Annotated in this window: 12 protein-coding genes; 3 read left to right on the top strand and 9 right to left on the bottom strand. The window is 38.3% G+C overall.

Features of this window, described 5'->3' with window-relative positions:
• Positions 1 to 83: 83 nt before the first annotated feature.
• On the bottom strand, positions 84 to 1,265 hold the full coding sequence (locus RWZ05_RS06910; RefSeq protein WP_314643140.1) for a multidrug effflux MFS transporter: 1,182 nt from the start codon (positions 1,263 to 1,265) through the stop codon (positions 84 to 86).
• Between the two features lie 205 nt (positions 1,266 to 1,470).
• Between RWZ05_RS06910 and RWZ05_RS06905 the strand changes: the two genes are divergently transcribed.
• Positions 1,471 to 2,700: an LL-diaminopimelate aminotransferase gene (locus RWZ05_RS06905; RefSeq protein ID WP_314643138.1), complete on the top strand. Its 1,230-nt coding sequence runs from the start codon at positions 1,471 to 1,473 to the stop codon at positions 2,698 to 2,700.
• A 317-nt stretch (positions 2,701 to 3,017) separates the two neighbouring features.
• Positions 3,018 to 3,992 carry a diaminopimelate dehydrogenase gene (locus RWZ05_RS06900; protein WP_314643137.1) on the top strand — a complete coding sequence of 325 codons (975 nt, stop codon included), beginning with the start codon at positions 3,018 to 3,020 and terminating at the stop codon, positions 3,990 to 3,992.
• A 165-nt stretch (positions 3,993 to 4,157) separates the two neighbouring features.
• Here RWZ05_RS06900 and RWZ05_RS06895 read toward each other — a convergent pair whose 3' ends face one another.
• Positions 4,158 to 5,330: a cyclopropane-fatty-acyl-phospholipid synthase family protein gene (locus RWZ05_RS06895; protein WP_314643136.1), complete on the bottom strand. Its 1,173-nt coding sequence runs from the start codon at positions 5,328 to 5,330 to the stop codon at positions 4,158 to 4,160.
• A 355-nt stretch (positions 5,331 to 5,685) separates the two neighbouring features.
• On the opposite strand from RWZ05_RS06895, the gene ychF reads away from it, so the two are divergent.
• Positions 5,686 to 6,792, top strand: coding sequence for a redox-regulated ATPase YchF (gene ychF, locus RWZ05_RS06890; RefSeq protein WP_314643135.1), 1,107 nt, complete (start codon positions 5,686 to 5,688; stop codon positions 6,790 to 6,792).
• Between the two features lie 86 nt (positions 6,793 to 6,878).
• On the opposite strand, the gene RWZ05_RS06885 is transcribed toward ychF, so the two are convergent.
• The 7 genes from RWZ05_RS06885 to RWZ05_RS06855 form a co-directional block, all read right to left on the bottom strand.
• Complete coding sequence (locus RWZ05_RS06885; RefSeq protein ID WP_314643134.1) at positions 6,879 to 7,115, bottom strand: CsbD family protein; 237 nt, start codon at positions 7,113 to 7,115, stop codon at positions 6,879 to 6,881.
• Positions 7,116 to 7,179: 64 nt separating this feature from the next.
• Positions 7,180 to 7,416, bottom strand: coding sequence for a GlsB/YeaQ/YmgE family stress response membrane protein (locus RWZ05_RS06880; RefSeq protein WP_314643133.1), 237 nt, complete (start codon positions 7,414 to 7,416; stop codon positions 7,180 to 7,182).
• A 152-nt stretch (positions 7,417 to 7,568) separates the two neighbouring features.
• A complete protein-coding gene (locus tag RWZ05_RS06875) occupies positions 7,569 to 8,279 on the bottom strand; it encodes an NAD(P)H-dependent oxidoreductase (RefSeq protein WP_314643131.1) in 711 nt (236 codons plus the stop codon).
• Between the two features lie 217 nt (positions 8,280 to 8,496).
• Complete coding sequence (locus tag RWZ05_RS06870; protein WP_314643130.1) at positions 8,497 to 8,754, bottom strand: DUF3343 domain-containing protein; 258 nt, start codon at positions 8,752 to 8,754, stop codon at positions 8,497 to 8,499.
• 96 nt (positions 8,755 to 8,850) lie between these two features.
• On the bottom strand, positions 8,851 to 9,450 hold the full coding sequence (gene yedF, locus RWZ05_RS06865) for a sulfurtransferase-like selenium metabolism protein YedF (protein WP_314643129.1): 600 nt from the start codon (positions 9,448 to 9,450) through the stop codon (positions 8,851 to 8,853).
• A 126-nt stretch (positions 9,451 to 9,576) separates the two neighbouring features.
• Positions 9,577 to 10,608, bottom strand: coding sequence for a selenide, water dikinase SelD (gene selD / locus RWZ05_RS06860; protein ID WP_314643128.1), 1,032 nt, complete (start codon positions 10,606 to 10,608; stop codon positions 9,577 to 9,579).
• Positions 10,609 to 10,617: 9 nt separating this feature from the next.
• Positions 10,618 to 10,821, bottom strand: a complete 204-nt coding sequence (locus RWZ05_RS06855; RefSeq protein WP_314643127.1) for a DUF951 domain-containing protein — start codon at positions 10,819 to 10,821, stop codon at positions 10,618 to 10,620.
• Positions 10,822 to 11,014 lie beyond the last annotated feature (193 nt).

Genomic DNA, 11,014 nt, shown 5'->3' with positions numbered 1-11,014 from the left:
ACAGAGTTTCTTCTCATTTTTTATTTACTTGTCACAAATGTATTATACTCTTACACCATTTTGAGTTCTTGCTTTCACAATTATTAATGGTCGTATCGTTTATCTCTAGGGAATGCTAGAATAGCACAGATAATAACAAAGATTGTAATAACAGACATCATAGGGTATGCCGAATCATTCGGAAAGAATGTTAACACCAAAGATGAAATAATACCACTACCATATTGCATGGCCCCTAGCAAAGCCGCTCCGGAGCCCGCCATCTTACCAGCACGCTCCAAGGCTAACGCATTCGTTACAGCAGCAATAATACCATTCATAGAAAAGAATAAAAAACTGCCGATTACGATAAGCCATAAAGAGTGTTCGCCCATAAACATTAAAATCATGACAATCGTTACACATATGGCTGCAAACATGGTAGCATAGCGCAACAACTTATCGAGGCGTATGGCACTTACAATGCGCCGATTGACTGCACTCATAATCATTACACCAATAATATTAAGGGAGAATAAATAGCCAAAATACTCTGTAGGCACTCCAAATACATCGATGTATACATAAGGTGAACCAGTTAAAAAAGCATAGATAGCAATATAGAAAGAGCTTACACAAAGCGTGTATTTCATAAATTCTTTATTGCGCAACAATATCCAGTAATTGATATAAGTATGACTCATAGACTTTCGGCTACGCTTTTCTTTGGGGTGTGTTTCAGGTAGCAATAGGACGGCTAATAGCATAAAAACCCCAATCAAAGCTAATAGCCAGAATATGGCATGCCACGTATACCACACTAGCAAATGACCGGCAAACAAAGGACCTGCTATGGGTGCTATAGCCATTACGATAGCCAGTGTAGACAACATCTTTGCCGCCTCAGTCCGTCCATAGAGATCGCGAATGATGGCTCGCGATAACATGGGACCCACACAAGCTCCAAAAGCTTGGAATACACGCCATGCTAATAGTTCGATCATGGACGTACTCAACGCACAGCCTACAGAGCCTATAATAAATAAAATCAACCCTATTATGAGAGGTTTCTTCCGTCCAATCTTATCACTGACGGCACCCCAAAAGAGCTGAGCCAAGGAAAACCCGATTAAGAACCCTGTAATCGTAAGCTCTGCATCACCATTTAGATCGCGCCCCATGGCAGGCATGGCGGGCAAATAAATATCCGTTGACAGCGACGTAAAGGCCATCAAGGCACTTAATATAGAAACAAAAAGCCAACTTTTATTGCTAACCGTATGCATACAGTCACCACTTCCATATTCAACTATATGAACTCTCATATAAACCGAACTTATATAAATATATATTCATTATATCAAAAATATACATAAGGATATATAAATTTCTAATATAATTTCTTTTTCAGCATTCTATAGAAAATCCTTGCGTCATTGTTCTCTATAATTTACTATATATAGAGAAATCTAATTATAAAAAGGAGTCATCATGGCTAATATTAATGAAAACTATTTAAACCTACAAGGTTCTTATTTATTTGCTAACATTGCTAAAAAAGTAGCGGATTATCAAGCAGCTCATCCAGATGCAGATATTATTCGTCTTGGTATTGGCGATGTTACATTACCGCTTGTTCCCGCAATTATCGATGCAATGAGCAAAGCGGTTCAAGAGATGGGTAAAGCAGAAACATTCCGCGGTTACGGCCCTGAACAAGGTTATGACTTCTTGCGCCAAGCTATTGTTGATGGCGATTACAAACCATTAGGTGTAGATATTGCAATCGACGAAGTATTCGTATCTGACGGTGCAAAATCTGACGTTGGCAACATCCAAGAATTATTCAGCGAAGATAATATCATCGCTATTACAGATCCAGTGTATCCAGTATATCTAGATTCCAATGTTATGGGCGGTCGTACTGGCGAAGCTATAGACGGTATCTTCCAAAAAGTTGTATACCTCCCTACTTATGCAGAAAACAACTTCTCTCCAGAATTTCCTTCTGAAAGAGTAGATATCGTATATCTTTGCTCCCCTAACAATCCTACTGGTACTGTTTTGAGCCGTGCTCGTTTAGCAGAATGGATCAAATGGTGTAAAGATAATGATGCGATCTTGATGTTTGACTCTGCTTACGAAGCTTTCATCAGTACAGAAGACACTGTAAAATCCATTTATGAAATTGAAGGCGCTCGTGAAGTAGCAATCGAGTTCCGTTCCTTCTCCAAAACTGCAGGTTTTACTGGTACACGTTGTGCTTATGCAGTTGTACCAAAAGAAGTAACAGGTAAAACTAAATCTGGCGAGCGTCAACCTTTGAACCCTATGTGGAATCGTCGTCAATGCACTAAATTCAACGGTGTACCTTACATCATTCAACGCGGTGCTGAAGCAGTATACACTAAAGAAGGTCGCGAACAAACTCGTGCTAACATTGCATACTACAAAGAAAATGCCCGCATCATCAAAGAAGGTCTTGAGTCTATCGGCCTTACTGTATACGGCGGTGTTGACGCACCATACATTTGGCTTAAAACACCAGGCAACATGACTAGCTGGGAATTATTCGATATCTTACTTGAAAAGGTACAAATCGTATCTACACCAGGTTCTGGCTTTGGCCCTCACGGCGAAGGTTACCTTCGTTTAACAGCTTTTGGTAGCCGCGAAAATACAATTCGTGCCGTTGACAGAATCAAAACATTAAAATTCTAAAAGAGTATTTTTATCTAAAACAAGTTTGATATAAATATCTATTAAGACAAAAGACCGATTACACTCCTTTATTGGGACGGTAATCGGTCTTTTCTATGCCTTAATATATATGATTATTTAGGTTTTTCTTGTAACAATCCGAGATGTATCGATAGGGTCAAAGGCAAACTTATTTTCAAATGTATGGTCATATTGATAGATATATTACTTTTACAATCTAGATCGGTAAGCTCTATAGAAAAATATAAAAAGACATGATTTTGTGCTATAATAAAAGTGTTGATTATTAAATTTATCGATTTACATAGGAGGCTAATATGAGCAACATTCGTATTGGTATCGTAGGCTATGGCAACTTAGGCCGTGGTGTAGAAGCATCTGTTAAATTGCAACCAGATATGGAACTCGTTGGCGTATTTTCTCGTCGTAAAGGTTTAGAAACGGTTTCCGGTGTTGCTACATACACTATGGAGGATTTACCAAACTTCAAAGGTAAAATCGATGTTATGGTTCTTTGCGGCGGTTCTGCAACAGACCTTATCGAACAAACTCCAATGGTAACAAAATACTTTAACTGTATCGATTCCTTCGATACACATGCACGTATCCCTGAACATTTCGCAAACGTAGACAAAGTAGCTAAAGAAGCTAAAACTGCTACATTGATTTCCTGCGGTTGGGACCCAGGCATGTTCTCTTTACAACGTGTATATGCCGAAAGCATCTTGCCTCAAGGCAAATCTTATACATTCTGGGGTCGTGGCGTTTCTCAAGGTCACTCCGATGCTATCCGTCGTATTGATGGCGTTCTTGACGCTCGTCAATACACTGTTCCAAAAGAACAATACCTTGAAGCAATCCGTAATGGTGAAACTCCGGACGTTGACGGCTACAAAGGTCATCTTCGTGAGTGCTATGTAGTAGCTGCTCCTGATGCAGACAAAGCTAAAATTGAAAACGAAATCAAAACTATGGAAAACTACTTCGTAGGTTATGAAACTGTAGTAAACTTTATTTCCCAAGAAGAACTTGATCGTAACCACAAAGGCATTCCGCATGGTGGCTTCGTGCTTCGTTCTGGTGAAAGCACAGACGGCACTCGTCATGTTGTTGAATACTCCTTGAAACTTGATTCTAACCCTGAATTCACAGGCTCTGCACTAGTTGCTTACGCTCGTGGTATCTACCGTCTTGCTAAACACGGTGGTACTGGTTGCTACACAGTATTCGATATTCCACCAGCTTGGATTTCCACACATTCTGCTGAAGAATTGCGGGCTCACTCTCTATAATTCAAAAAATACTAAAGAGGATAACTCCGGTTATCCTCTTTTTACATTAACAATATCGTATGACGACACACAAAAAGGACCGTCTTATAAACTGCACCTAAAAATTGTATCCAATTTTTGGGTACAGTCCATTAAGACGGTCCTTTTTGTATTAAAATCTATCTATTAATACCAACGTGTCAATGGCAACTCATTGTTAACACCTTTTGTCATAAGGATTTGGTGTAAATCCATATTGCCAATATAGAAACCTGCTGCACAACCACAGAGGTATAAGTCCCACATGCGAACGAATTCAGTACCGCGAGCTTTTTCTACTTGGTCACGTACACCTTGGAAGTTATTGTACCAATGCATCAATGTTTTATAGTAGTGCAAGCGCAAGCTTTCAACATCGATAACATTAAAATCATAGTCATAGGCAATGGAAACCATTTCACGAAGAGATGGTAAGCATCCACCTGGGAAGATATATTTACGAATCCATGCGCTAGTTTCTTTTTCTGATGGATCACTAATGTAATGGAGTAAGAATAGACCACCATCATTTAACATAGTGGATGCAGCTTCCATATACAATGGGAAATTAGGACGACCTACATGTTCCAACATACCAACGCTGACGATACGGTCAAATGTACGACCAGATGCAGCTACATCACGATAGTCAATAAGTTCGATTTCGACTTGACCTTCAAGACCGAATTCTTTAATCCGTTCTTGGCCTTTCTTCCATTGTTCTTCAGACAATGTACAACCATAGCCTTTAACGCCGTACTTACGGGCTGCTTCGATTAAAAGGAATCCCCAACCACAACCGATATCGAGTAATGTCATACCTTCTTTTAAATATAGCTTATCAAGAATATGATGAACCTTTTGGTATTGTGCATCTTCTAAGCTATCATCTTCATGTTTAAAGTATGCACAAGAATAGCTCATTGTCTTATCAAGCCACAAGCTATAAAAATCATTACCAAGGTCGTAATGAGAAGATACTTGTTGTTTTTGATCTTTCTTTTTAAGACCTACATTAAAGAGAGAGCTAAGTACCTTTTTATTGATAGAATCCTTATTGACATGACCTAGTACAACACAAAGTGCTTTGAATAAATCGCCCTCTATTTCAATATCCTTACGCATATACGCTTCGCCAAGAGCAAGTTCGGCCGATACCAATACATCTGTCTTAGGTATATCCCTATTTACAATAATCGTAAATTCAGGATTACCTTCACCAATCGTATACTCGTTATCACCAACTTTTACAATAAAGCAATGATCATTGAATCGTTCCAAATAGTGTACTAAAAAACTATCAAATAACTTAGAAAACATACTTAACTTCCTTTCCTAGCAGCGTCACATGACGATTACGTTCAATCAAAATGACACGTCCGTCTGTACACTGACATAGTTATATCTACTCATCAAAATTTTCTATAAAGCAAACAATAAAGTTATAATTTTATTATAATCACATCTACTAATCATTATTTTTTATATGAAACTTCAACTTTCTATCTAATATTATAGCACTTCTTGATAAACAATCTAGACCAATTCTATAGAAATGTATATATCTGTTAGAATGTGATATAATATGTGTTTGATAAGGCTTTTATAAGAAACAATATTTCTAGTGAAAGCTTTCACAATGAACGAAATGACTGAATTAATAAAAGGTGGTACCATGAGCACAAATTTAGAAGTAGGCATTGTAGGCCTTCCAAATGTTGGTAAAAGTACATTATTCAACGCTATCACAAAGGCTGGCGCTGAGGCTGCCAACTATCCATTCTGTACAATTGAGCCAAACGTAGGTGTTGTTGATGTTCCAGACAATCGTCTAGCTGTATTAGCGGAAATGTTCGGTTCTAAACGCATCCTCCCTGCTGCTATGCGATTTGTAGATATTGCGGGCCTCGTAGAAGGCGCATCTAAAGGCGAAGGTTTAGGTAACAAATTCCTTAGCCATATTCGTCAAGTAGATGCGATTGCCCAAGTTATTCGTTGTTTCGATGATCCTAATATCACTCACGTAGCAGGTTCTATTGATCCAATCCGAGACATCGAAATCATCAACACTGAACTCTGCCTTGCTGACCTTGAATCCGTAGAAAAGCGGAAACAACGCATCGAAAAGATTGCAAAATCCGGCGATAAAGATGCTCGTGCTGAGTTGCCTTTGCTAGAACGCATTATCGAAGGTTTAGGGGAAGCTAAACCAGTTCGAGCACAAGGTTTAGACGAAGAAGAGTTAGAAATGATCAAAGAGTTGACATTACTTACAGCAAAACCTTCTCTTTATGTTGCTAACATTTCTGAAGATGAAGTATCTGATTACTCTGCTAACGAACACGTAAAACGCGTAGAAGAATATGCAAAAAATGAAGGTGCTGGTATCGTTGTTGTTTCTGCCCGCATCGAATCTGAAATCGCTGAGTTATCTGATGAAGAATCCGCTGCATTCCTTGAAGACCTCGGTCTTGAAGAATCTGGCTTAACTAAACTTATCAAGGCAAGTTATGCACTTCTAGGTCTTATTAACTACTTCACAGCTGGTGAAATGGAAGCTCGTGCATGGACAATCGTAAACGGTACAAAAGCTCCTCAGGCAGCTGGTAAAATCCACTCTGATATCGAAAAAGGCTTTATTCGTGCTGAAATCGTATCCTTCGATGACTTACAGACTTGCGGTAGCCAAAATGCGGCTAAAGAAAAAGGCCTTGTACGCCTAGAAGGTAAAGACTACGTTATGAAAGACGGCGATGTAACACACTTCCGCTTCAACGTATAAACAAATTTATATAACTTATATAACAAAAACCAGTAAATCCTAAGATTTACTGGTTTTTATTGCTAATGATAGCCTGTTATTTAAAATTATTTATCGTCTTTATGGAAAACATTTTTGACGCCACTAATCGCACCATCTACAGCATCTTTAACATCTTCAGCTGTTTTTTTGAGATCTTCAGCAACATCATGTGCAACGTCTTTAACTTTTGCAGCTGTATTTTCTACAACACCTTCTACTTCCAATTTTTTGTCACCAGTTAATTTACCTACATTTTCTTTTACTGCACCTTTAACTTGGTTTAATTTATCTTCTAATGCCATTATAATAGCTCCTTTCATGTAAAATCTTTTTAGCTATTTAGCTATATTTACAAATAAATTGCTATCATTTCTTTCCGAAGAAAAACGAAACAACAGCAACAACAATTACTGCACCTAATACAGATGGAATTAAGGACATCCCTGCTAAGCTAGGACCCCATGTACCAAATAGAGACTGACCTACGGACGAGCCAATTAAACCAGCCACAACTTTAGCGATAACGCCCATTGCACTGCCTTTGTTAGTGATGGCACCTGCTAGGAACCCGATAAAACCACCAACGATAATTGACCATAACATACAATCACTCCTTCCTATTCAATCAAAATATTCATAACCCCATCAAATAACACAGAATTTATAAATATTTTAGAATTTTTGTATATTTATAATATAGCATTCAATTCTAAAGATTGAATGAAGAATTTCGATTTAGATCTACATATAACGATTTACTCAACTACTGTTACAATTTCATCTAAGGTACGACGTGTTTTGTTACGATGCGGTTCTTCATCTCGGTAGCCGAAAGCAGCCATTACAGCAATGCCAAAGTGTTTAGTATCGAACAGTCCAAGTTCATCACCTAAGAGTGCTGTCATGTCATCTTGATTGAATCCTTCTAATGGACAAGAATCTAAGCCTTCATAAGCAGCCATTGTCATCATGTTCGCCATAACGATATACGCTTGTTTTGAAGCCCAGTCAAAGGCAGCCCGATCAGATTCAAAAGTTTTATAGTCACTTGTAGTGAATTGAGCATATTTTTCGCGATATGCTGCATCTACTTCTGCAGGTAATTGCTTAACGGTCTCTTGAATGTAACGTACATAAGAGGAGTCAAAATCTAAGTCCACTTTTTTACGTGCTAAGAATGCCACAAAATGACTTGCTTCAAGGCCCGCATGAATGCCCCAGCCATGAGCTTTCATTTTTTCTCGGATTTCTGGGTTTTGGATAACTAGCAATTCAAAAGGCTCAAAACCAAGGGATGTAGGAGACAAACGTGCCGCCTGCAAGATAGCATTCCAGTCTTCATCACTAATCTTTTTAGTGCTATCAAATTTCTTACATGCATAACGATATGTCATAGCATATTCTAAATCTTTACGATCTAATTTAGGGGCTGTTAATTTTACATTTTCTATTTCATACTTGCTCATATATACCTCCATAATGATAAAAAATATCATATATCTATAATACCATAGTCGGCCTGTAAATTATATAATAATCAAAACCTTAATAAAAAAGGAATAAGAAAAAGCCTAGACGTTTGTTGTGCCCCCAAAAAGTTAGACTTTTGGGGACACAACAAACTAAACCGACCTCCTTAATGTTAAGATTTTTGGTCTAACATTAAGGGGTCGGTTCAGTTGTCTAGGCTTTATATGGTACAGCTAGCTCACCTTTTTCATACCAAAAAAGGCCAGATATACTAATCTTATGTTCTTTTAAAATAGTCTGAACCTGCTCTACAATACTTGGATTTATTTGCACAGATAACCCACACATATCATAAAGCTCAGGAGGTGTAGCCATCAATTGATGAGGCACCTCTAATTCTGTTAATACCTTGTCTGCTTTATCGCCAAAATAATAGGACGTAAAGACGACTAGCAATTTTTTATTTTCCAATGCCTCACCTCCTACCATGATATCTGATATTGCATCACTGTAACGTTGACTATCCGTCTAGTCTAAAACAGTAAATCAAAAATAGAATACTAAAAATTATAACTTAACTATATTGTCCCCAAGAATAGCATCTGTAATAGCGTACATATTTGTAATACTACCTACGCCAAGCTCTTCTTTTACCCCATAGTAATCGAGACAAATGCCGCACGCTGCAATTTCAACACCAAGATCAGCTAGTTTTTTAATATTTTCTAAATGAACAGAACCATTGACAACCATCTTAACGCTGCTGTTGATGAAATAGATTTTAGATGGTTTTACATCGGCTTCAAGCATACATACCCAGAACGTTTTCATTAAATTACGGCCTAACTCTTCACTGCCTTCACCAAGATAGTCCTTTGTCATCAAAATGACACGGTTGCCATAGCTCATGGGTTCACAACCACCGTCTGGTACTGGATTTGCATTAGGGGTCATAGTGAGGTAAAAATCCTTACCATCTTGTCGGATGTCCACCCCATAACCGCGAGATTTACCAAACTTTTCTACATTATCGCGGCTTACTTCATTATCTACGATAGTTATAATAACAGCATCTGGATTCGTGTCACTTACCTTTTTGGTTTCGATCACAGGTTTTGGGCACAAACTACCACGTACATCTACAGTTAATTCCTTTGTATTACTCATTATACACCTCTATTAATATACATTATATGTTTTGTAAAAGTATCAGCTATCAGCTATCAGCTATCAGCTATCAGCTAATGATATTTAATGTAACACCTTAAGCGCTATATTATATTGTTCCTAATGTCATTCTGTTACGCGTACAGCCAATCCAGAGAAACTTTCAACAGTACCTACTATAGCCGCACAGTCTATACCAGCCTTATGTAAGGCCTCTACGAGTTGTTCACTTTCATTAGCAGGAACAGAGAATAACAACCCACCCGAGGTTTGCGGATCAAAGAGGATATCAGTCCACACAGTGTCCAACGCCTCATCTACTTGTACATCGATTATAGCCTTGCGGTTACCATAAGACGCAGCTGGTACTAATCCCATTTGAGCCGCTTCGATAACATCATCAAAGAGAGGAATGTCGTAAGCCTTAATGTGTATTGTCACATCAGAGGCACTAGCCATTTCTACAGAGTGCCCCATAAGGCTAAAACCAGTCACATCAGTACAAGCATGGACAGTAAAGTTGTGAGCTACCTCTGCACCTACTCGATTTAAAGTACTCATACTAGTGATAGCTTGCTCTGTACCTACAGGGAACAAATCTGCTTTCAGCGCATTATTCATGATACCTGTTCCAATACGTTTTGTTAGCACCAATATATCCCCTACCTGGGCCCCTTTGTTTTTCCAAATACAATGGGGATTCACTTGTCCAGTCACAGACATACCAAAGATAGGTTCTTTATTTTCTATGCTATGGCCTCCTACGATAGCCGCACCAGATTCAGCTACCATTGAGCCTGCGCCATTTAACACGTCTGTTAAGACTCCTTGCTCCACAAGAGGTACCGGGAAACCTACGATGTTCATGGCAGTCAACGGAGTTCCACCCATAGCATACACATCACTTAATGCATTGGCAGCAGCAATCTTACCAAACAAAATAGGATCATTAACCATAGGTGTAAAAAAGTCTAAGGTTTGAACCAATGCCAATGTATCAGAAATTTTATATACACCAGCATCATCAGAACCAGTCATATCTGCTAAGACCTGGTCATTTGTAACTGGTGTCACGGCTTTCAAAACATGATTTAATATATGAGGACCAATCTTACACGCACATCCCCCATTTGTCACATAGTCCGTAAGTCGTACCATAGGACCTCCTTACCCATTCTCTGGCAATCGAGATACTATTTTCTTAACTGCCTTTTCAAATTTAGGGCGCGGCATCAGCAGTTGATGACCACAGCCGTTACATACGATGAGAAAATCCGTGCCAATACGCTTTACTTCCCACTCGTCACTACCGCAAGGATGTGATTTTTTCATCTTCACCACATCGCCTACATAATATCTAACAAATGCCATAGCGCCTCCTTTATCGTCAGTCAGTATTTATATACTTATTATACATAAAATGGTGTGTTCTATAAATATATCTTAAATCTATAGTTGTAAGTATGCATTTTACGAGGAATTATTAGTACATCTAAAGAAAATACTCTCAACAACTAATCAATAATGATTTTTCATATAGTTATCATTCTCAATATCAAAATCA

The sequence above is a fragment of the uncultured Veillonella sp. genome, assembly GCF_963543145.1.
GTDB lineage: Bacteria > Bacillota > Negativicutes > Veillonellales > Veillonellaceae > Veillonella.
This window is presented reverse-complemented; position numbering and strand designations above follow the sequence as displayed.

Excerpts from the sequence above, each read along its gene's own strand:
- RWZ05_RS06910 (WP_314643140.1), bottom strand. The coding sequence starts at position 1,265 with ATGCATACGGTTAGCAATAAAAGTTGGCTTTTTGTTTCTATATTAAGT.
- RWZ05_RS06905 (WP_314643138.1), top strand. The coding sequence starts at position 1,471 with ATGGCTAATATTAATGAAAACTATTTAAACCTACAAGGTTCTTATTTA.
- RWZ05_RS06900 (WP_314643137.1), top strand. The coding sequence starts at position 3,018 with ATGAGCAACATTCGTATTGGTATCGTAGGCTATGGCAACTTAGGCCGT.
- RWZ05_RS06895 (WP_314643136.1), bottom strand. The coding sequence starts at position 5,330 with ATGTTTTCTAAGTTATTTGATAGTTTTTTAGTACACTATTTGGAACGA.
- ychF (WP_314643135.1), top strand. The coding sequence starts at position 5,686 with ATGAGCACAAATTTAGAAGTAGGCATTGTAGGCCTTCCAAATGTTGGT.
- RWZ05_RS06885 (WP_314643134.1), bottom strand. The coding sequence starts at position 7,115 with ATGGCATTAGAAGATAAATTAAACCAAGTTAAAGGTGCAGTAAAAGAA.
- RWZ05_RS06880 (WP_314643133.1), bottom strand. The coding sequence starts at position 7,416 with ATGTTATGGTCAATTATCGTTGGTGGTTTTATCGGGTTCCTAGCAGGT.
- RWZ05_RS06875 (WP_314643131.1), bottom strand. The coding sequence starts at position 8,279 with ATGAGCAAGTATGAAATAGAAAATGTAAAATTAACAGCCCCTAAATTA.
- yedF (WP_314643129.1), bottom strand. The coding sequence starts at position 9,450 with ATGAGTAATACAAAGGAATTAACTGTAGATGTACGTGGTAGTTTGTGC.
- selD (WP_314643128.1), bottom strand. The coding sequence starts at position 10,608 with ATGGTACGACTTACGGACTATGTGACAAATGGGGGATGTGCGTGTAAG.
- RWZ05_RS06855 (WP_314643127.1), bottom strand. The coding sequence starts at position 10,821 with ATGGCATTTGTTAGATATTATGTAGGCGATGTGGTGAAGATGAAAAAA.